This window comes from Craterilacuibacter sp., from assembly GCF_051659485.1.
Taxonomy (GTDB): Bacteria; Pseudomonadota; Gammaproteobacteria; order Burkholderiales; family Chromobacteriaceae; genus Craterilacuibacter.
Genome location: NZ_JBOFOO010000437.1, coordinates 1 through 20,110 on the forward strand (window position 1 = coordinate 1; position 20,110 = coordinate 20,110).

A 20,110-nucleotide genomic window follows, 5' to 3' on the forward strand; every position below is an offset into this window, starting at 1 on the left:
CAGGCCCAAGCTGACAGCCAGTACCAGCTTGGCGGTGGCGCGAGCAGTTGCGAGCTCGAGGCCCTTGTGCACATCAAGAAACAGAAAACGGATACCGGCGCAGAAGTGGTGCAGGTAAGCCCACAAAAAGCCGATCAGCACCAGTTTCATCAGGGGGTAGGCGATGATGGAGCGGAAAGTATCAAAGTCTTGCGCCGAGCTCAGCGTACCGCCGAACAGGTACATCAAAAGAGGCAGTGAGAAAAAGAGCGCCACACCGCTGACCCGATGCAGGATCGAGACAAAACCCGGCACGGGCAATCTGATCACGCCAAGGTCTAGGTGTTTTGGTCGTTGCTTCTGCATATGGCTTCCTAAGTATGTTTTTTGACCAAACGGTTGAAACCGGACTTCACCGGGGAAGCCCACCAAGTCACCGCTTCATTGAGAAAAATTGGAAGCGGTACCTGCTAATACCCTACTTGACACAGTGCACCAGCTAAAAAATGGCGTTGCCATTCTATCAAATTGGTACGACGTTATCATCGTCCTTGGTCATTATTTTGTGCAATGCGATACATCTAAGGCATGGCAACGTAAGCCAAAGCATCCGTCAGGCAGTAACGCTGCCGCCACAACAAGGCCCCGCCAGAGCGCACCCCTGATATGGTCAGTACCGATAAAGCTGCCCGCCCCGGTTCAACATCCAGCAGCGCAGCCTCCTCGCGCGCCAGCAACTGCACCCGGAACTGCTCGGCCTGCACATGCAGATGCACCCCGTAACGCTGCAACAGCAACTCATTCAGACTGGCCGAACGCGAACGCAAAGCGCGCGCATCCAGATCATCAAAACGCTCCGCGCTTAGCAGTATTTCGTCAGTGGCCACCGCCACGGCCTGATGCCGCCATAACAGCCTGATCTTAAAAAGCGGCGCGCCGCGCCTGAGCGACAGTGCTTCGGCCACCTCATGGCTGGCACTGGTACGCGACACGCCCAAGAACTCGCGCATCAAGGCACTGCCCGCCGCTGAAAATGCAGCGGGTGCCGCCATGATTCCGCTCCCCCAGTCACCCGGCAGTGGCGCAATGAAAGTTCCCTTGCCCTGCTGACGCAACAACACGCCATCGGCCACCAATTCAGCCAGCGCCTTGCGTGCCGTCCCCTGGCTCACGCCAAGCTCGGCAGCCAAATCCCACTCACTGGGCAATAAATCGCTCGCCCCCCATTCGCCGGCACAAACCCGCTGTAGCAAACGGGCTTTGGCCTGACGATACAAAGGCTCCTTGCTGATAGCATTCATATCCATGTGCATGCTTTTTATCACCAAATTCCAGCGGCGTAAATACAAGTCTTATATAAGACACATAAGTTAAAGCATGGGCCTTAACAAAGAGTGTCACAATCGCCACACAAAGCAGAACAAATCAATAAAATGTCGTGGTAAACTCACTCGCGGCTATATTGCAAAGCACAATTTCAAGCAGTCAATATCAAAGGAGAATGCGCAAAATGAAAGCCCCCGTACGTGTTGCCGTAACCGGCGCTGCCGGCCAGATTGCCTACAGCCTGCTATTCCGCATCGCCAGTGGCGAAATGCTGGGTAAAGACCAGCCGGTCATCCTGCAACTGCTGGAAGTTCCATTCGAAAAGCCGCAACAAGCGCTCAAGGGCGTGATGATGGAGTTGCAGGACTGCGCGTTCCCGCTATTGCTTGATATGGTCGGTACCGATGACCCGATGGTTGCCTTCAAGGATGCAGACTACGCCTTGCTGGTTGGTGCCCGCCCACGCGGCCCAGGCATGGAACGCGCGGACCTGCTGCAGGAAAACGCCAAGATTTTCACCGCACAGGGCAAGGCACTGAACGATGCCGCCAGCCGCGACGTCAAGGTACTGGTCGTCGGCAACCCGGCCAACACCAATGCTTATATTGCCATGAAGAGCGCGCCTGACCTGCCGGCAAAAAACTTCACCGCCATGCTGCGTCTGGACCACAACCGCGCTGCGTCGCAAATCGCCAGCAAGACCGGCAAGGCCGTTGCCGCCATCGAAAAACTGCTGGTCTGGGGCAATCACTCGCCGACCATGTATGCCGACTACCGCTTTGCCACCATCAATGGCGAAAACGTCAAGGCCATGATCAACGATGAAGCCTGGAACCGCGACGTATTCCTGCCAACCGTAGGCAAGCGTGGCGCTGCGATTATCGAAGCACGCGGCCTGTCTTCCGCAGCCTCCGCTGCCAACGCAGCGATTGACCATATGCGTGACTGGGCCTTGGGCACCCAAGGCAAGTGGACCACGATGGGCATCCCGTCCGATGGCTCCTACGGCATCCCTGCCGGCGTGATGTACGGATTCCCGGTAACGTGCGAAAATGGCGCATACACGATTGTGCAAGGCCTGGAAATCGATGAATTCAGCCGCGAACGCATGAATTTCACCTTGAACGAGCTGGAAGAAGAGCGCGCAGCGGTCGCCCACCTTTTGGGTTGATTTCTCGCTCCAGCAAAAAAAGCGCACCCAAAGGTGCGCTTTTTTGTCTTTGATCAAGACACGCGTTACATTTGTATTTAATTATTCTCTGAACTTAATGGAGATCACCACCATGATCGAAGCCGAAATACTCAACCAGATCGATGCCAAGCTGATCGATCTGACGACCCGCAACACCGATATTCGGGGGTATCTTTGACTACGACGGCAAAAAAGACCGTCTGGAAGAAGTTACCGGCCTGACCGAAGATCCTAATATCTGGAATGACCAGAAAAAAGCGCAGGAACTGGGGCGCGAGCGCAAGATGCTCGAAGACGTGGTACTGGTCATCGAAGGCATACAAGCCACACTGACCGACAGCCGCGAACTCTTCGACATGGGGCGCGAAGAAGAAGACGACGACACCATACTCGCCGTCCAGTCCGACTTGGCCGAAGCCGAAGCCAAACTGGCACAGCTGGAATTCCGCCGCATGTTCAATGATCCTATGGATCCGAACAGCTGCTTTGTCGACATCAAGGCCGGCGCGGGCGGCACCGAGGCGCAAGACTGGGCCGGCATGCTGCTCAGGATGTATGTCCGCTGGGCAGAGCGCCGCGGCTTCAAGGTCGATGTCCTGGAAGAATCCGATGGCGAAGTGGCCGGCATCTCCAGCGCGACGATCAAGATCGAAGGTGAATACGCTTTTGGCCTGATGCGCACCGAGATGGGCGTACACCGTCTGGTACGCGTGTCGCCATTCGACTCGAATGCACGCCGCCACACCTCGTTCTCGTCCGTATTCGTCTACCCTGAAGTTGATGAATCCTTCGAAATCGATATCAATCCGTCAGATGTGCGTACCGACACCTATCGTGCCTCCGGCGCAGGTGGCCAGCACATCAACAAGACCGACTCGGCGGTACGCCTGACCCATAACCCGACGGGTATCGTGGTGCAGTGCCAGAATGACCGTTCGCAGCACCGCAACCGCGATGAAGCATGGCAGATGCTGCGTGCCAAGCTGTATGAACTGGAACTGAAAAAGCGCAACGCCGCCAAGCAGGATCTGGAAGACAGCAAGACCGATGTAGGCTGGGGACACCAGATCCGCTCCTACGTTTTTGACCAGTCGCGCATCAAGGATCTGCGTACAGGTTATGAAGTCGGCAATATCAAGGGCGTCATGGATGGTGATCTGGATGCCTTTATCGAAGCCAGCCTCAAACAAGGGGTATAAGGTGATGACAACAACCCGAGTGCGGTACCGATGCCGCGTCAACCCGTAATTACTGGAGACAATATGTCTGAACACGAAATCGCATCGCCCATCCAGGACGAAAACCAGATCATGGCCGAGCGCCGCAGCAAGCTAAAAGCCCTGCGCGAAAACGGCGTGGCCTTCCCGAACGACTTCCGCCGCGAGAACATGGCTGGCGATTTGGCCGAAAAATGCGAAGGCAAGAGCAAGGAAGAACTGGAAGCCGAGAAGATCTCGGTTGTAGTGGCCGGACGGATGATGCTCAAACGTGTGATGGGCAAAGCGAGCTTCGCTACGCTGCAGGACAGCAGCGGCCGTATCCAGCTTTACATCAACGATCAGAGCGTCGGTGCCGACAAGCACAACGCATTCAAGCACTGGGACCTGGGCGATATCGTAGGCGCCAAGGGCGAGATGTTCCGCACCAACAAGGGTGAGCTGTCGATCAATGTGACCGAACTGCGCCTTTTGTCCAAGAGCCTGCGCCCATTGCCGGACAAGTTCCACGGCCTGACCGATCAGGAGCAAACCTACCGCCAGCGCTACGTCGACCTGATCGTCAACGAAGGCTCGCGCGACACCTTCATCAAGCGCTCCAAAATCGTACAGACCGTGCGCGATGTGATGGTGGGCGAAGACTACCTCGAAGTCGAAACGCCGATGATGCACCCTATCCCGGGTGGTGCCGCAGCCAAGCCGTTTGCGACCCACCACAATGCACTGGACATGCCGCTATACCTGCGTATAGCACCGGAGCTGTACCTGAAGCGACTGGTGGTGGGTGGCCTCGAACGCGTATTCGAGATCAACCGCAACTTCCGCAATGAAGGCATGAGCACGCGTCACAACCCAGAATTCACCATGATGGAGTTTTACGAAGCCTATTGCGGCTACGAACGCATGATGGAAATGACGGAAAATGTGATCCGCGCCTGCGCCATGGCCGCCTGCGGCACCACCCGCATCAGCTACAACGGCAAGGATGTCGATCTGGAAAGCCCGTTCGCGCGCTTCACCATCGTCGGCGCCATCCAGCACTTCAACCCGCAGTACAGCGATGAACAGCTGGCCGATGCCGAATGGCTGAAGACCGAGATCAAGAAGCTGGGCGGCAAGCTGCCGCCGGCACCGGGTCTTGGCAGTCTGCAACTCACGCTATTTGAAGAGTGCGCAGAAGGCCTGCTGTGGCACCCGACCTTCATCATCGACTATCCGGTCGAAGTGTCGCCACTGGCACGCGGCTCCGATGCCGACCAGTCCATCACCGAACGTTTCGAACTGTTCGTCGTGGGTCGTGAACTGGCCAACGGCTACTCCGAGTTGAACGATCCGGAAGATCAGGCTGCCCGCTTTATGAGTCAGGTCGAACAAAAGGATGCCGGCGACGACGAAGCCATGCATTACGACGCCGACTACATCCGTGCGATGGAATACGGCCTGCCGCCAACCGGCGGCTGCGGCATCGGCATCGACCGCCTGGTCATGCTGCTGACTGATGCACCATCGATCCGCGATGTAATCCTGTTCCCGCACATGCGCGCCGAGTAAGCGGCCCATACCCGCTAAAACCCGCGCACAGTCCGACTGGCGCGGGTTTTTATTTGTCGGGAGCGCGGCGTACGATACGCCACACTGCTGCAACTTCCCTGTTTTCGTCAAGCAAGGCTACCACCCTCACCAAAACCGGCAGAGTAAGCCCGTGGCGGCTGACGTAGTTGGCCTCGAACTCTTCACAAAATCCGCGCTGTTTCACAATGCTTTCCAGCTTGATGTGCTCGATCTCTTCGCTTTGCGCCGACACCAAGGCCGAGAAATACTGCATGCGGATTTCTTCAAGCGTATAAGCCATCATGCCAAGGAAGGCCGGATTGGCATCCAGTACCCGCCCACCGATAGCGCAAATCAGGATGCCATCAGGGCTGCTACGGAACAGTTCACGGTATTTGCCTTCAGAGCGGCGCAACTCAGCCTCCACTTCAAACTGACGGCGAATGGCGGTCTCCAGTGCCTGCGTCTTGCTATTACTCGCCGCGAAGACGCGCTTCAATTCCACTCGCGTGCATTCCAACTGGCGGCCAAGTCCGCCAATTTCACCATGCGGCTCTCCGCTCCACTTCCCATCCAGACGCAAGGCCGTCAAGTCCCCCACTTGCTCCGACAATTCACGCATGGGTTTGAAAAACCACCGATTAAGAACCAGCGTCAGCAGTATCAGCGACAGCAGCAACTGTGCCAGTACACTCCACAACAAAGACTGCTGCAGTCCGTCCGGCGCGGTGGCCAGATAGCGGGTATCAAACTCGATGCTGACAACGCCTATTTTCTCGCCACGATAAACAATAGGCTGTTCCAGCAACGATACGTGGACACGGCTGCGCTCACTGCGCGCAGCGGCAAGGAACAGGCTGCCCGACAAGGCATCGGTCACCCGCACCGATACAATGCGCTCATCCTGAATGAGCGCATCCAGCAAAGGCGCACCCGAATCGCGATTGAGGTTCCATAAAGGTTCCTGCACCCCGAGAGCCACCATTTCAAGCAAACGCTGCTGATCCGTCAGCAAGCGGTTGGACAATTTTTCGCGCAACTGATGATAGCTGGCTATCGTGCCGATCAACGCAGGAAGCAGCACGCCGGCGACGACTGCTATCAGGCAGAACTGGCGCAAGGACAGACGACTGCTAGGCCAAGAGCGGGATATCCATGAAAAAAAACGCTTAACCGGCATGTACATCGATATTTAGCGGGGCAAAAAAATGCCCCGTAGATTGAAAAATGACCAATAGAATAACATTCTGATAAACATATTACCGATAATAGCCGGGTTGCCGAAGCAGCATGGCATGCCTACAATCGCCCCAAGCCCAGACATCAGGAACCCTATTATGCCGCCCCCAGTTTTCGACCTATTGATCTCGGCTCGCTGGATGATTACCGTCGAGCAAGATGGCGAGATTCTTAAAGACTACTCAATTGCCATTAATAATGGCGTTATTGTAGCACTATTGAAACCGACGGAATCTGCCTCGGTAACGGCCAAACAGCACATCCGCCTCGATAATCATGTATTGATGCCCGGCCTGATCAATTTGCACGGCCATAGCGCGATGACCCTGCTTCGGGGCCTAGCTGACGACAAGGCACTGATGGACTGGCTATCCAACCATATCTGGCCGGCAGAAGGCCGCCACGTACAGGATGAATTCGTATTTGATGGCGCACTGATTGCCATGGCGGAAATGATACGTTCAGGCACCACGACCATCAACGATATGTATTTCTATCACGGTGCGATGGCGCGCGCCGGACTGGCCGCTGGCATGCGCACCTTTGTCGGGGCCTCCATACTCGAGTTCCCGACCAATTACGCCAACAATGCTGATGAATACATCAGCCGTGCGCTGGATGAGCGCCGCGCGTTTCTCGGTGAAGAACTCATCACCTTCACGCTGGCGCCGCATGCACCCTATACCGTGTCCGACGACACCTTTCGCAAGGTGGTCATGCTGGCCGAAGAAGAGGACATGCTGATCCATTGCCACATCCATGAGTCGGCCGGAGAAATCACCGATAGCCTGCGCGACCATCACCAGCGTCCGCTGGCACGCCTGAAAGCGCTGGGCTTACTGTCGCCACGGCTGATTGCCGCCCATATGGTGCATCTGAACGATGAAGAAATCGAACTGGCGGCCCGCCATGGCATCTCGGTGGCACACAATCCGACTTCAAACATGAAACTGGCCTCGGGCATTGCCCGCATTCCACAGCTATTGGCCGCTGGCGTGAATGTCGGCATCGGCACGGATGGCGCGGCATCCAACAACAAGCTGGACATGCTCGCTGAAACGCGTATGGCCGCACTACTCGCCAAGGCCGGCACGCTGGACCCGACTGCTGTTCCGGCCGCCACCGCCATCCGTATGGCGACGCTTAATGGCGCACAGGCACTGGGCATTGCCGACAAGGTCGGCAGTATCAAGGTCGGCAAACAGGCCGACCTGATAGCCATTGATCTGGCCACCATAGAAACCGCCCCCATCTTCGATCCGATCTCGCATGTCGTCTATGCGGCTGGGCGCGAACAGGTCAGCCACGTCTGGGTCAAGGGGCAGAATTTGATGTCGGAGCGTAAACTCGCGACGCTGGACGAACAGCAATTGATAGCCAGCGGCAGAAGCTGGCGTGAACGCATTCTGGCAAAAGGCCCCAAGGCATGAGCAACGTAGACGCACAAGAACTGGAAAAATTCAGCCTGCTGGCCCACAAATGGTGGGACAAGGAGAGTGAATTCAAACCACTGCACGAGATCAATCCCCTGCGGCTGGACTTTATCGATGCTTACGCCAGTCTTGCCGGCAAGATGGTACTGGACGTCGGCTGCGGCGGCGGCATCCTGTCCGAAAGCATGGCCGAGCGCGGCGCTAGCGTGACGGGGATAGATCTCGCCAAAAAATCGCTGAAGGTCGCCCAACTGCACAGCCTGGAGTCAGGCGTGGCGGTGGAATACCGTTGCATCGCGGTCGAAGACCTAGCGGCAGAAAAACCGGGGCACTACGACAGCGTCACCTGTATGGAGATGCTGGAACATGTACCCGACCCGCAAAGCATCGTGCGTAGCTGCGCACGTTTGGTCAAACCCGGTGGCACGGTATTTTTTTCGACACTGAACCGCAATGCCAAGGCTTATCTCCTGGCGGTACTTGGTGCGGAATATGTACTGAATCTGCTGACACGCGGTACGCATGACTACGCCCGCTTCCTCAAACCCTCCGAACTGTCGCGTATGGCACGCAACGCAGGGCTTGAGCTACTGGAAATCCGCGGCATGAGTTACAACCCGGTCACCGGCATCCACAAACTGGGCGACGATACCGACGTTAACTACCTGATGGCCTGCCGCCGGGTAGACTGATACCGCTCAATAAGCGTAAAAAAATCCCTCCGGCCCAAGGCTGGAGGGATCAATACCCGTGTCGTTCCTGCAAGCCCCCCCAAGCGGGAGCACCTGCCACCATCCCGAATGGCCGGCAGACTACCTGCATGATGTGAATTTTGCGAAGACTGTGTTAGCCCCTATTTTCCCCTCGCGCGGCTCATATCAAACAAGTGTTTTAATCCTACGGCCAGCACCAAATACCCGCAAGGCATTTCTAGTGCATGGCGATATTTGTGATGGTTTTACACCACATACGCTTCCATCTTTTGCGCATCGCCCCTGCCCTGTGAAATGGTAGAATCTCCGCCATTACCCAACAGTTTGACGCCACATCGAGCCTGCATGCCCTTTAAAGCCAACGATTCACTTACCGAACAAATTGCCCAGCATCTTGGCAAGCTTATTATTCAGGGCACGCTTGCACCGGCAGAGCGCATTCAGGAATTGCGTATCGCCGCCGAACTGGGCGTCAGTCGCAGCTCGGTACGCGAAGCCCTGCTTATTTTACAGCGACGCCATCTAGTCGAGATCTATCCGCGCCGCGGGGCGGTTGTTGCCAGCCTGACGCCAGACGATGTCCGGGTATTTTTTGAATTATGGTTTTTGTTACTGGATAGCGCCGCCAGCAATCTGGCTCAATCCTGGCAGAATGATGATCTGGCGCATTTTCTGGCGCTGGAAGCCGAACTGGCTGATTTCAAGCTGCGGGCGGACCTGAACGGTTTTTACCACACCAGCTTCAGTTTTTTGAGCACACTCTATACTTTTGCCGGCAATCATTACCTGACCGCAACACTCAACGATCTGCTGCCGCTGACTCAACGCTGCCTGTATGCCATCTTGCGCACCGAAGACACCCAGCTGGATAGAGCCCAGCGCTTTATTGGCGATCTGATCAAGGCCATTATCGCGCGTGACCAGGCGCGCCTGAGTGCAGTGATCCGCAAGCTGAGCGAGACTTACAGCCGGCTGGCACAGGACGCCACCGCAACACTGAGCCGTCAATAAACAAGAGGGCTTGCGCCCTCTTGTTTATTGACGCAGCAAGGTCTGATACGTCCAGCACAGGCCATCCTCGCGTTGATGGTTTTCGCACGCCACGAGCTGCCATTCGTTTTCATTCCAGTGCGGAAACCAGGCGTCGCCAGCCACATCCAGTGCAATCCGCGTCAACTCCAGCTTGTTTGCCAGTGCCAAGGCCTGACTGAACAATTCGCCGCCGCCTATCACACAGGCCTCGGCCACATCATCCACCAAGGCCAGCGCTTCGGGCAACGAGTGCACCACTTCCGCGCCTGCACGGTGCCAGTCGGCTTGCCGTGTCACGACAATATTGCGCCGTCCGGGCAAGGGCCGGCCTATCGAATCCCAGGTTTTGCGCCCCATAATAATGGGCTTACCCAGCGTCACCGCCTTGAAGTGTTTGAGGTCTTCCGGCAAATGCCAGGGCAGTTGGTTATCGACACCAATCACCCTGCCGTTCGCCATCGCCACCACCAGCGTAAGCAGCGGCGTGCTCATACCGCCACCTGCGCCTTGATATGCGGATGCGGATCGTAGCCCACCAGTTCGAAATCTTCGAAACTAAAGGCAAACAGATCCTTGACCGCCGGATTGATCTTCATCACCGGCAACGTGCGCGGCTCGCGCGACAGCTGCAATGCAGCCTGCTCCAGATGATTGCTGTAGAGATGGGCATCGCCCAGCGTATGCACAAAATCGCCCGGCTCAAGATCGCACACCTGCGCCACCATCATGGTCAGCAGGGCATAGCTGGCAATATTGAACGGCACACCGAGGAAGATATCAGCCGAGCGCTGATACAACTGGCACGACAAGCGACCGCCCGCCACATAAAACTGGAACAGGCTGTGGCAAGGCGGCAACGCCATTTCGTCGACCAGCGCGGGGTTCCACGCCGAAACCATCAAGCGGCGCGAGTCCGGATTGTTCTTGATCATATCGACCACATTGGCGATCTGGTCGATATGGCGGCCATCGGCTGCCGGCCACGAACGCCACTGGTAACCGTACACCGGGCCCAGATCGCCATTTTCGTCCGCCCACTCATCCCAGATGCGCACCCCGTTTTCCTTGAGATAACGGATATTGGTGTCACCGGACAAAAACCACAGTAGCTCGTGCACGATGGACTTGAGGTGCAGCTTTTTGGTGGTCACCAGAGGAAAGCCGTCCTGCAAGTTGTAACGCATCTGGTAGCCAAACACCGAACGGGTGCCGGTACCGGTGCGATCGGATTTTTCGTCGCCATGCTCAAGCACATGGCGCATCAGGTCTTGGTACTGTTTCATGGCGCGAGCCCGTCAAAATTCAAGGCGCTAGTTTAACGCCACACCCCCTTCTTGAACACAGGAAGAGACCTGTACCTATCTGCACTCATCACCACGTTATTTACAAAAAAGACAACACAAATGCAGGCTTTTTGAATATCAGGGACTTGAAGCCTAGCGGATGGTAAACTCGCGCCACACGATACGCAGCAGATAAAAACCGGCACCACGCATGGCAGAAGATTCCGACCTCGAACGCACCGAACCCGCCTCAGACCGCAAACTGGAACAGGCACGCGAAGACGGTAATGTGCCACGCTCGCGTGAATTGGCAACCTTCGCCGTCACCATGAGCGGCGTCGCACTACTGATTGCGCTCGGGCCTGCGCTGTATCAGGCGGTCCGCGCTATCGCGATCGGCATGCTGCGCTTTGACAGTCAGGAACTGAAAACGCCCGAACTGGCGGTTGAAGCCTTCAAAACCGCCATTATCGACATGTTTATGGCACTACTGCCTTTTCTGGGCGGGCTGGCTATCGTGGCGCTACTGACCCCGCTCTTGATTGGTGGCTGGAATTTGACGCTCAAGGCGATAGAGCCCAAGTTTTCCAAACTCAACCCCGCCGCCGGCATCAAGCGCATGTTTTCGGTCCAGGCGCTAGCCGAAGGTGGCAAAGCCATCATGAAAAGCGCACTGATCGGCGGGGTGGCAACCTGGGTGATCTGGCGTGAACGCGGCGAACTGATGGGTCTGGTCAGCCAGCCCTTGGAACCGGCACTAGGCAGCATGATGGCGCTGATCCAGCATACTTTTCTGATCGTAGTCGGCGCCATGTTATTGCTGGTGGCGGTGGATGTACCGCTGCAGTTGTGGCAATACCACAAGAAACTCCGGATGACCAAGGAAGAGCTCAAGCAGGAAAGCAAGGAGCAGCAAGGTTCACCCGAGGTCAAGGGACGTATCCGCCAGCTGCAGCGCGAGGCGGCACGCCGGCGCATGATGCAGGAGATTCCCGGCGCCAACGTCATCGTGACCAACCCGACACATTATGCGGTAGCGCTGAAATACACCGACGATATGCGGGCACCACAGGTCATCGCCAAGGGCACACTCAAATTGGCCGAGCGCATTATTGCAGCAGGCGGCGAGCATAAAATCGCCACCATGCGCGCGCCCAGCTTTGCCCGGGCGCTGTACTTTCATGCCGAGCTGGGGCAGGACATTCCGCCCAAGCTGTTTTCTGCGGCAGCACAGGTACTGGCCTACATTTACCAGCTCAAGGTCTATGAATCCAGTGGCGGCCTGGCACCGGTGTACCCGGACAAACTGGAGGTTCCGCCCGAGCTGGACCCAAACAATAAACACCAAGCATCAGCCAATAAAGCTGGCGCAAGCTGATTGACGGCATGAACCAGATTGTAGACATACTCAAAAAATTCAAGCTGACCCGCCTGGCCGGGCCGGTACTGATCATCCTGATTCTGGCGATGATGGTACTGCCGCTGCCGCCGGTGATACTGGATGTTTTCTTTACCTTCAATATCGCGATCTCGGTCATCGTACTGATGGTCGGCATCAACACGCGTCATCCGCTGGAGTTCTCCGCCTTCCCGGCCGTTCTGCTGATCACGACCTTGCTGCGCCTGTCGCTGAACGTCGCCTCCAGCCGGATCATCCTGATGGAAGGGCATACCGGGCCTGCCGCCGCCGGCAAGGTGATTGAATCTTTTGCCCACTTTCTGATCGGTGAAAACGTCGCGATCGGCATTATCGTGTTCATCATCCTGACCATCATCAACTTTATGGTGATCACCAAGGGTGCCGGACGTATTGCCGAAGTATCGGCCCGCTTCACGCTGGATGCGATGCCGGGCAAACAGATGGCGATCGATGCCGACCTCAACGCCGGCCTGATCGGCGAGGACGATGCGCGCAAGCGCCGCCAGACCATTACCGAAGAGGCCAACTTCTTCGGCGCCATGGATGGTGCCTCCAAATTCGTGCGCGGCGACGCCATGGCCGGCATCATGATTATCGTGATCAACATCGTCGGCGGCCTGATCATAGGCATCATGCAGCACGACCTTGATGCCGCCACCTCGGCCAGAACCTATACCCTACTGACTATCGGTGACGGGCTGGTGGCGCAGATTCCGGCACTGATCATCTCGACCGCAGCCGGTATCGTGGTGGCACGCGTCGGTACCGATCAAGACCTGTCCGAGCAGTTTGTCGGCCAGCTGTTTTCCAACCCGCATGTGCTCTATATCACCGCCGGCGTGATCGGCATCATCGGCCTGATTCCCAATATGCCGCACACCGCGTTTCTGCTGATCGCCAGCATTTTGGCCGGCGTCGGCTGGCTGCAGGACAAGCGGCAGAAAAAGGAGATGCAATCCGCCCAGCAAGCGGCCACACCGGCGTCGGCCGCGCCCTTGTCCGCAGCCGGAGAACAGGCGGTGGCCGAGGTCAGCTGGAATGATGTACAGCCCGTCGACATGCTGGGACTGGAGGTCGGCTATAGGCTGATCCCGCTGGTTGACCGCGATCAGGATGGCGAACTCTTGCGGCGCATCCGCGGCATCCGTAAAAAAATGGCACAGGAAACCGGCTTTCTGGTGGCTGCAGTCCATATTCGCGACAACCTCGAGATACGCCCCAACGCCTACCGCATTTTGCTCAAGGGGGTCGAAGTCGGGGTAGGCGACGCTTATATCGGCCAGTTTCTGGCGATCAACCCCGGCCATGTCAGTGGTGAAGTGCCCGGCACCCCGACCACCGACCCGACTTTCGGCCTGCCGGCGCTCTGGATAGATGCAGCCCATCGCGAAGAAGCACAGAGCCTGGGCTATACCGTGGTCGATGCCAGCACCGTAGTTGCAACCCATTTATCCAACCTGCTGCAATCGCATGCCGCCGAACTGCTGGGGCGTGAAGAAGTGCAGGCCCTGATCGACCATCAGGCCAAAGAGTCCCCTAAACTGATCGAAGATCTGGTACCCAAGGTCATCGCCGTGGGCATCCTGCAAAAGGTGCTGCAACAGCTGCTGACCGATGGCCTCAATATCCGCGACTTCCGCACCATTATCGAAACGCTGGCCGACCATGTCACCATCACTCAGGATATAGACGAGCTGACCGCCGCAGTACGCACCGCCTTGTCGCGAGCCATCGTCCAGCAACTGTTCCCCGGAGAAAGCGAATTGCAACTAATGTCGCTGGATCCGCAACTGGAAAATATCCTGATGCAGGCGGTGCAATCCAAAGCCGGCGGCGGGCTGGAGCCTGGCCTGGCAGAAAACCTGCTGGCCAATGCCGCCCAGCAAACGGAAGCCGTAGAAAATCAGGGACTCAATCCCGTACTACTGACACCACCGGGCTTGCGCCCTTTGCTCGCACGTTTTTTACGCCGGGCATTGCCGCAGTTACGCGTGATTTCGCATAATGAAATACCGGATAGTAAAACCATCCGTATAATTGCCGTCATTGGTGCAGGCAAGGCTTGAGGACGAGATAACAGATGGTGGTCAGAAAGTTTTACGGTAAAACCACGCGCGATGCCTTGCGCCAAGTCCGCGAGGAGTTGGGCGCAGATGCCTTGATCCTGTCCAACCGCCCGACCCAAGGCGGTGGCGTCGAGATCATGGCCGTGGCCGACGCCGATGTGGCGGCACTTTCCGACACGCTGGCGCCCTCCTCCAGCCGGCACCCGCCACGCAAGACCGCGACAACATCCCCGCCGCCGCAAGCAAGTGCCGCTGCGCGTGCGCTCACGCGCAGCTACGCCATGCCGATCGAGCCGCTGGACGAGCCGCCCCCAACCGTACAACCTGAACGTCAGCAAGCTCCGCGCGCGGCAGCCTATGTGCGCCCGCCAGACACCGTAGCCTATACTCCTCCGGCGCCGGCGCCCTCACCCCTTAGCGCACCCCAGCCGCCCCAGCCTTCACCGGCCATGCAGCCCGCGGCCAAACGTCCTGCCGAGCCGGCCGACGAGGAGATCGCCGACGATATCCGTCATATAGGCGAAGAAATCCGGCTACTTAAAAGCCTGCTGCAAAACCAGCTGGCAACCTTTGCCTGGTCGGAAATGGAAGGGCAGGCGCCCAATCGTGCCGAGCTATTCCGCTACTTGCTCAGTGCCGGTTTCAGCCCGGCGCTAATACGCCAGCTGACCCAGAAACTGCCACCCCAATACACCGCCGAAGTGGCACAAAAATGGGCACGATCGGCGCTGATGCATAACCTCAAATGCACCGACCCGGCCACCGATATTATCGACCAGGGCGGCATCTTTGCCTTGGTCGGCCCGACAGGCGTCGGCAAAACCACCACGGTCGCCAAACTCGCCGCCCGCGCGACCATGCGCTATGGCGCCGAAGGCGTGGCACTGATTACCACCGACAGCTACCGTATCGGCGCACAGGATCAGCTGCGCATCTATGGAAAAATTCTGGGGGTACCGGTGTTCTCGGTACAGAACGAAGGCGACTTGCAACTGACGCTGGCCGATCTGACTCAGCGCCGCGTGGTATTGATAGATACGGTGGGCATGAGCCAGCGCGACCAGCGCGTCATGCAGCAGACCAAAATGTTTGCCACCGCAGGACGGCCGGTGCACCGTCTACTGCTACTGGCGGCCAATGCCGACGGGCGTACGCTGGAAGATGTGGTCAAGCATTTTCGCAGTGATGACTTGACCGGCTGCGTCCTGTCCAAAGTCGATGAAGCCGTGATGCTGGGGGCCAGCCTGGATGTCATTATCCGCAACCGCCTGCGCCTGTTCTATATCACCAATGGCCAGCGCGTACCGGAAGACCTGCATAGCGCTAACGCCGACTTCCTGATCGACCGCGCCTTGCGTGCCGCGCAACTGTCCACGCCATTCAGGGGACAGCCGGATGAAATCCCTATTATCAACGCCGCACAGTCCGGCTGGTTGTGATATGAACGATCAGGCCGCCAGTCTCAGACAGCTCAGTCAGCAAAACGCCCATCTGCCCCCCTTGTTTGCGCTGACCGGTGCCAGCCATAGCGGAGTGTCTACCCTATGCGCCGGCCTCGCTGCCGCAGCCGCACTGCAAGGTATCCGCCCTTTGTTGCTGGATCACCAGAACGGGCAGGCGCTGGCACGGCTGGCGGGGGTGCCGCCGTCGGCGACACTGGCCAGTCTCAATATCAGCCGTGGCGGGCTGACCGACTTGATGGTCAGCTCACGCCATGGCGTGACGCTGGTCAATCTGTATGCACAGCAAGAAGAACGCAGCCGCTTGTCCAGCAGGGTATGGCAGCGTCTGGCCAGCGAATTTTCAGCGCTGGAAAAAGACTGCGGCGTCACCCTACTGGATGCGCCCGACCCAGTTCATGACCCGGCACCGCTAGTGATCGCCGACAATCTGATTCTGGTGATCAGCCCGCAGCCCGAGGCCATTACCCGTGGTTATGCCTGCATGAAACGGCTGGCTGGCGAGTTTGGCCGCCGCCGCTTCAATGTACTGGTCAACCGTGCCCGCGATCAGGAAGAGGCGCAAAGCGTATTTGCCCGCCTGTCCTCGGTTGCCGGCGACTATCTGGGCGTCTCGCTGCGCTGGGTCGGCTTCGTACCCGAAGACACGGCGATACGTAAAAGCCAGGCCCTGCGCCGCCCCGTGGTCGAGGCTTTTCCTGCTAGCGAGGCCGCGCAGGCATTCAGCCAGCTAGCCGCCATGCTGCCCTTGTGGCACGCCCCGGACACCGGACATGCCCGTTCCAGTTATCTGGAACAACTGCTGATCACCAGCAAAACCCTCACAGAACTGACGGATCGTTGATATGGCACTGGCCACGCATCAAGCCCACGCCTACGCACAAGCCGCCTCATCCAGCACGCTGGATGTCATGCAATACGCGCCACTGGTCAGAAAGATTGCCAGCATTATGCTGGCCCGCCTGCCGGCATCCGTCGAACTGGATGATCTGGTGCAAGTCGGCATGATGGGCCTGCTGGAGGCGGCCCGCCAATTCGACCCGCTACAAGGTGCGCAATTCGAGACTTTTGCCAGCCCGCGCATCAAGGGTGCCATGCTGGACGAACTCAGGCGTATAGACTGGATGCCACGCCAGCTCAGGCGCAACTCGCGCATGATAGAAGATGCCGTCAAGCGCGCCACCCAGACACTGGGCCACGCGCCGAACGAGAGCGAAATCGCAGACGAGCTGGCCGTATCGCTGGAAGACTATCAGGGCATGCTGGGCGACTGCATGGGAGTCAGACTGGTTTACTTCGAAGACTTCCATCGTAGCGATGGCGAAGAACTCGACGATGCGCTCGCCAATATCGCCGACGACAATACCCCGGACCCGCTAACGACATTGGCCGATACCGCTTTTCGCCAGTCACTGATAGACGCCATTGCCACCTTGCCCGAACGCGACCAACTGGTAATGAGCCTGTATTACGAACAGGAGCTCAACCTCAAGGAAATCGGTGCGGTCCTTGAGGTATCCGAGTCGCGCGTCAGCCAGCTACACACCCAAGCCGTCACCCGCATCCGCGCCAAACTGCGCGAATGGCTCTAGACCACAACAAGGACAGACGTGGATAAACTCAGCGTTATCGCGATCATTGGCGGTCTGACCGCCATTCTGGCAGGACAGGCACTGGAAGGCGGCCACCTGGGATCGCTACTGCAGCTCACGGCCTTTATGATCGTAATCGGCGGCACTGCCAGCGCAGTGATGCTGCAAAGCACGCCGCGCCAGTTCGTTAACGGACTGAAAATGCTCAAGTGGGTGTTTTACCCGCCACAGTTTAATCACGAAAAAATGATACGCGACATTATCCAGTGGAGCCAAAGCGCCAGAAAAGGCGGGCTGCTGTCACTGGAGGGTTTTGTCTTGACGCAGCAAGACCCTTTTGCCAAAAAAGCGCTGCAAATGCTGGTGGATGGCGCCGCACCTGAAACACTGCGCTCGGTGATGGAGGTCGAAATCTCCATGTTCGAACATGCCCGCAAACAGGCCGCCAAAATCTGGGAATCAGCCGGCGGCTATGCACCAACCATAGGCATTATCGGTGCAGTGCTGGGCCTGATTCATGTGATGGAAAACCTGTCCGACCCAACCAAGCTGGGTTCGGGCATTGCAGTGGCCTTTGTGGCCACCGTTTACGGCGTCGGTTCGGCCAACCTGTTTTTCCTGCCCGTCGCGGTTAAACTCAAAAATCTGGTCATAGCCGAAGTTGCTACCAAGGAACTGATACTCGAAGGCGTAATTGCCATTGCCAACGGCGAAAACCCGCGCATCATTGAAAGCCGTCTGCGCGGATTTCTGGCCATGCACATTTAGAATGTGGCCAGTTCGTGCAGAACAGTGCCGGGCACCGGCTTTTTCAGCCAGTGTACCAATAAACGGTAAATATCCAGATCAAACACCGGCACACCCTGCAAGCCATCGGCGCGTTCTCCCGACCCCAGATAACACCAGCGCTCGAAGACATGAAATAGCGACGCCCCCGTCACCTCATCCGTCTCGGTCACGGCAATCGCCCCTGCGTAGGGCCAACTTTGCGTTTTCAGGCGCTCCAATGCAAGCTTGAGTCTGGCATTGTGTGCCAGCGCCTCTTCCTGAGCGCAACAAGCGCCCAGACAGCGGCGGCTTTTAAAAGCCACACATGGCTGCCCCTTGCGACTGGTGACCGTTTCTACACCCAGAATGGCCGGACACAGCTTGTGGCCGCGAGCGAGTTCGGCCAAGGCTTTTTTAGCCTCGCGCGGGCTGCGAAATAAACCGTACAAATCGGCGGTACGGGAAAAATCCAGTGCACTCGCCAAGCTGATGCTGACGCGCAAGAAACCACCCTCGCCCACTGCAGCCAACTGCAGCGCACACAATTCGCTCGCCTGACAGGCCCGCGGGTTGTAGCGCGGACGCAGCGCATGCAGGGTACGCAACTCGAGCAAAGCCGCGCCAAACTCCCCCAGCGTTTCCTGCCAGGTCACCGCAGCGACACTTTCATGAATACGCGGCAGTTTGGCATCCAGCGTGCCCGAACCATAGTGGGCAAATATCCGTTGTCTGAGATTGAGGCAGCGCCCGACATAGAGCGCCTCACCACTGGCCGCATACAAGGTATACACGCCAGGCATGTCGGGCAGCGTATCCGCCAGATCCTGCGCCATGCCTGACGGCACGCTAGGCACCGCCAGCAGTGCTCGGCTCGCGCCCAGCAGAACTTCGCGACCCAATTCCTGATCTGCCAGTAGCAAGAAACGGTACACAGCTTCTGCATCGGCCAACGCCCGGTGCCGCGCCGGCAAATCGATACCATGCCGCGCGATGATGCTATCCAGACTGTGCTTGAAAAACTGCGGATACATGCGACGCGACAGTTTGACCGAGCATAGGGTATTGGCGTTGAACGCCAGACCGACACGGCGAAAGGCATTCTTCAGAAAGCCATAATCAAAACGTGCGTTATGCGCGATAAACAAACGCCCTTCCAGCTTTTGCAGTAAAGCCGGTGCCAGTGAGGCGAAATCCGGCGCATCCGCCACCATGCCATTGCTGATGCCCGTCATGTCTTCGATAAAAGGCGGGATGGGCATCCCCGGATTAACCAGCATTTCGAGTCGCTCGACCTTTTCACCGTCGACCAGAATCAGGCCGATTTCGGTAATGCGGTCGCGGGTAATATGCCCGCCCGTCGTTTCCAGATCGACAATTACGTAAGCTTGTTCAAACAACATGGACAGATTCGCTTAAAAACCGGAAAACTTTCGGCCATCGCGGCCTAAAGCGTAAAAAAACCACAAACCACTGACAAATAAAGCATTTTTTCATTCGATATTGTCGGTAGATGGCAACATAAGCATGCATTCTAAACGACGAAGTGCAATTTAATCAGAAAAAGTGTTGACGAGAAAAAAGGCTTTCCGTATAGTTCGCATCTCTCGCAGCAGACAACGCAGCGAGACACAGCAAGAAACAGTGCACCCGTAGCTCAGTTGGATAGAGTATTTGGCTACGAACCAAAGGGTCGGGCGTTCGAATCGCTCCAGGTGCACCAGAGTCTCCATAGTTTAGCGGTTAGAACACTGCCCTTTCACGGCGGCGGCCGGGGTTCGATTCCCCGTGGGGACGCCAGAATAAAAATAAGGCCACTATCACCCGATAGTGGCCTTATTG

Annotated in this window: 18 protein-coding genes and 2 tRNA genes; 14 read left to right on the forward strand and 6 right to left on the reverse strand. The window is 57.3% G+C overall.

Features of this window, described 5'->3' with window-relative positions; all coding sequences use genetic code 11:
• Nucleotides 1–345, reverse strand: a 345-nt coding sequence (sdhC, locus tag ACRC1E_RS14705; protein ID WP_438515852.1) for a succinate dehydrogenase, cytochrome b556 subunit, incomplete at its 3' end; no start/stop codon positions are given.
• Nucleotides 346–560: 215 nt separating this feature from the next.
• Nucleotides 561–1,286, reverse strand: coding sequence for a GntR family transcriptional regulator (locus ACRC1E_RS14710; protein WP_438515853.1), 726 nt, complete (start codon nucleotides 1,284–1,286; stop codon nucleotides 561–563).
• Nucleotides 1,287–1,489: 203 nt separating this feature from the next.
• Between ACRC1E_RS14710 and ACRC1E_RS14715 the strand changes: the two genes are divergently transcribed.
• From ACRC1E_RS14715 to lysS, 3 genes are all read left to right on the forward strand, one after another.
• Nucleotides 1,490–2,476, forward strand: a complete 987-nt coding sequence (locus ACRC1E_RS14715) for a malate dehydrogenase (RefSeq protein ID WP_438515854.1) — start codon at nucleotides 1,490–1,492, stop codon at nucleotides 2,474–2,476.
• A 115-nt stretch (nucleotides 2,477–2,591) separates the two neighbouring features.
• Nucleotides 2,592–3,696 (forward strand): peptide chain release factor 2 gene (prfB, locus tag ACRC1E_RS14720; RefSeq protein WP_438515869.1). Its coding sequence is split into 2 segments (ribosomal slippage): nucleotides 2,592–2,672 and nucleotides 2,674–3,696, totalling 1,104 coding nucleotides; the frame shifts between segments, so codons are not numbered across the junction.
• A 63-nt stretch (nucleotides 3,697–3,759) separates the two neighbouring features.
• Nucleotides 3,760–5,265, forward strand: coding sequence for a lysine--tRNA ligase (gene lysS, locus ACRC1E_RS14725; RefSeq protein ID WP_438515855.1), 1,506 nt, complete (start codon nucleotides 3,760–3,762; stop codon nucleotides 5,263–5,265).
• 49 nt (nucleotides 5,266–5,314) lie between these two features.
• On the opposite strand, the gene ACRC1E_RS14730 is transcribed toward lysS, so the two are convergent.
• Nucleotides 5,315–6,385: a PAS domain S-box protein gene (locus ACRC1E_RS14730; protein ID WP_438515856.1), complete on the reverse strand. Its 1,071-nt coding sequence runs from the start codon at nucleotides 6,383–6,385 to the stop codon at nucleotides 5,315–5,317.
• A 217-nt stretch (nucleotides 6,386–6,602) separates the two neighbouring features.
• On the opposite strand from ACRC1E_RS14730, the gene ACRC1E_RS14735 reads away from it, so the two are divergent.
• The 3 genes from ACRC1E_RS14735 (at nucleotide 6,603) to ACRC1E_RS14745 (ending at nucleotide 9,661) form a co-directional block, all read left to right on the forward strand.
• Entirely contained in the window at nucleotides 6,603–7,934 is a 1,332-nt protein-coding gene (locus ACRC1E_RS14735; protein WP_438515857.1) for a TRZ/ATZ family hydrolase, read from the forward strand.
• Entirely contained in the window at nucleotides 7,931–8,629 is a 699-nt protein-coding gene (ubiG, locus tag ACRC1E_RS14740) for a bifunctional 2-polyprenyl-6-hydroxyphenol methylase/3-demethylubiquinol 3-O-methyltransferase UbiG (RefSeq protein WP_438515858.1), read from the forward strand. Before ACRC1E_RS14735 ends, ubiG begins: the two co-directional genes overlap by 4 nt.
• Before the next feature lie 366 nt (nucleotides 8,630–8,995).
• The gene (locus ACRC1E_RS14745; protein ID WP_438515859.1) at nucleotides 8,996–9,661 is read left to right on the forward strand and encodes a GntR family transcriptional regulator; all 666 of its coding nucleotides are present in this window, start codon (nucleotides 8,996–8,998) and stop codon (nucleotides 9,659–9,661) included.
• Nucleotides 9,662–9,685: 24 nt separating this feature from the next.
• On the opposite strand, the gene ACRC1E_RS14750 is transcribed toward ACRC1E_RS14745, so the two are convergent.
• Both ACRC1E_RS14750 and ACRC1E_RS14755 read right to left on the reverse strand, forming a co-directional pair.
• A complete protein-coding gene (locus tag ACRC1E_RS14750) occupies nucleotides 9,686–10,174 on the reverse strand; it encodes a dihydrofolate reductase (RefSeq protein WP_438515860.1) in 489 nt (162 codons plus the stop codon).
• On the reverse strand, nucleotides 10,171–10,965 hold the full coding sequence (locus ACRC1E_RS14755) for a thymidylate synthase (RefSeq protein WP_438515861.1): 795 nt from the start codon (nucleotides 10,963–10,965) through the stop codon (nucleotides 10,171–10,173). The genes ACRC1E_RS14750 and ACRC1E_RS14755 overlap by 4 nt, the downstream gene beginning before the upstream one ends.
• 211 nt (nucleotides 10,966–11,176) lie before the next feature.
• On the opposite strand from ACRC1E_RS14755, the gene flhB reads away from it, so the two are divergent.
• The 6 genes from flhB to ACRC1E_RS14785 are packed head-to-tail and all read left to right on the forward strand — an operon-like array spanning nucleotide 11,177 to nucleotide 18,271.
• Nucleotides 11,177–12,343 carry a flagellar biosynthesis protein FlhB gene (flhB, locus tag ACRC1E_RS14760; protein ID WP_438515862.1) on the forward strand — a complete coding sequence of 389 codons (1,167 nt, stop codon included), beginning with the start codon at nucleotides 11,177–11,179 and terminating at the stop codon, nucleotides 12,341–12,343.
• 8 nt (nucleotides 12,344–12,351) lie between these two features.
• Nucleotides 12,352–14,451, forward strand: a complete 2,100-nt coding sequence (gene flhA / locus ACRC1E_RS14765; RefSeq protein WP_438515863.1) for a flagellar biosynthesis protein FlhA — start codon at nucleotides 12,352–12,354, stop codon at nucleotides 14,449–14,451.
• 14 nt (nucleotides 14,452–14,465) lie between these two features.
• Nucleotides 14,466–15,890 (forward strand): flagellar biosynthesis protein FlhF, encoded by a 1,425-nt coding sequence (gene flhF / locus ACRC1E_RS14770; protein WP_438515864.1) that lies wholly within the window; start codon nucleotides 14,466–14,468, stop codon nucleotides 15,888–15,890.
• Between the two features lies 1 nt (nucleotide 15,891).
• A complete protein-coding gene (locus tag ACRC1E_RS14775) occupies nucleotides 15,892–16,755 on the forward strand; it encodes a MinD/ParA family ATP-binding protein (protein WP_438515865.1) in 864 nt (287 codons plus the stop codon).
• A 1-nt stretch (nucleotide 16,756) separates the two neighbouring features.
• Nucleotides 16,757–17,503, forward strand: coding sequence for an RNA polymerase sigma factor FliA (locus tag ACRC1E_RS14780; RefSeq protein ID WP_438515866.1), 747 nt, complete (start codon nucleotides 16,757–16,759; stop codon nucleotides 17,501–17,503).
• A gap of 18 nt (nucleotides 17,504–17,521) precedes the next feature.
• Nucleotides 17,522–18,271: a flagellar motor protein gene (locus ACRC1E_RS14785; RefSeq protein WP_438515867.1), complete on the forward strand. Its 750-nt coding sequence runs from the start codon at nucleotides 17,522–17,524 to the stop codon at nucleotides 18,269–18,271.
• Here the strand turns inward: ACRC1E_RS14785 and ACRC1E_RS14790 are convergent.
• A complete protein-coding gene (locus ACRC1E_RS14790; protein ID WP_438515868.1) occupies nucleotides 18,268–19,671 on the reverse strand; it encodes an exonuclease domain-containing protein in 1,404 nt (467 codons plus the stop codon). The genes ACRC1E_RS14785 and ACRC1E_RS14790 overlap by 4 nt on opposite strands.
• Nucleotides 19,672–19,914: 243 nt before the next feature.
• On the opposite strand from ACRC1E_RS14790, the gene ACRC1E_RS14795 reads away from it, so the two are divergent.
• Both ACRC1E_RS14795 and ACRC1E_RS14800 read left to right on the forward strand, forming a co-directional pair.
• Nucleotides 19,915–19,991, forward strand: a tRNA-Arg gene (locus tag ACRC1E_RS14795).
• Between the two features lie 2 nt (nucleotides 19,992–19,993).
• A tRNA-Glu gene (locus tag ACRC1E_RS14800) sits at nucleotides 19,994–20,068 on the forward strand.
• Nucleotides 20,069–20,110: the final 42 nt, after the last annotated feature.

Coding starts and splice junctions, on each gene's coding strand:
- ACRC1E_RS14710 (WP_438515853.1), bottom strand. CDS start 1,286: ATGGATATGAATGCTATCAGCAAGGAGCCTTTGTATCGTCAGGCCAAA.
- ACRC1E_RS14715 (WP_438515854.1), top strand. CDS start 1,490: ATGAAAGCCCCCGTACGTGTTGCCGTAACCGGCGCTGCCGGCCAGATT.
- lysS (WP_438515855.1), top strand. CDS start 3,760: ATGTCTGAACACGAAATCGCATCGCCCATCCAGGACGAAAACCAGATC.
- ACRC1E_RS14735 (WP_438515857.1), top strand. CDS start 6,603: ATGCCGCCCCCAGTTTTCGACCTATTGATCTCGGCTCGCTGGATGATT.
- ubiG (WP_438515858.1), top strand. CDS start 7,931: ATGAGCAACGTAGACGCACAAGAACTGGAAAAATTCAGCCTGCTGGCC.
- ACRC1E_RS14745 (WP_438515859.1), top strand. CDS start 8,996: ATGCCCTTTAAAGCCAACGATTCACTTACCGAACAAATTGCCCAGCAT.
- ACRC1E_RS14750 (WP_438515860.1), bottom strand. CDS start 10,174: ATGAGCACGCCGCTGCTTACGCTGGTGGTGGCGATGGCGAACGGCAGG.
- ACRC1E_RS14755 (WP_438515861.1), bottom strand. CDS start 10,965: ATGAAACAGTACCAAGACCTGATGCGCCATGTGCTTGAGCATGGCGAC.
- flhB (WP_438515862.1), top strand. CDS start 11,177: ATGGCAGAAGATTCCGACCTCGAACGCACCGAACCCGCCTCAGACCGC.
- flhA (WP_438515863.1), top strand. CDS start 12,352: ATGAACCAGATTGTAGACATACTCAAAAAATTCAAGCTGACCCGCCTG.
- flhF (WP_438515864.1), top strand. CDS start 14,466: ATGGTGGTCAGAAAGTTTTACGGTAAAACCACGCGCGATGCCTTGCGC.
- ACRC1E_RS14775 (WP_438515865.1), top strand. CDS start 15,892: ATGAACGATCAGGCCGCCAGTCTCAGACAGCTCAGTCAGCAAAACGCC.
- ACRC1E_RS14780 (WP_438515866.1), top strand. CDS start 16,757: ATGGCACTGGCCACGCATCAAGCCCACGCCTACGCACAAGCCGCCTCA.
- ACRC1E_RS14790 (WP_438515868.1), bottom strand. CDS start 19,671: ATGTTGTTTGAACAAGCTTACGTAATTGTCGATCTGGAAACGACGGGC.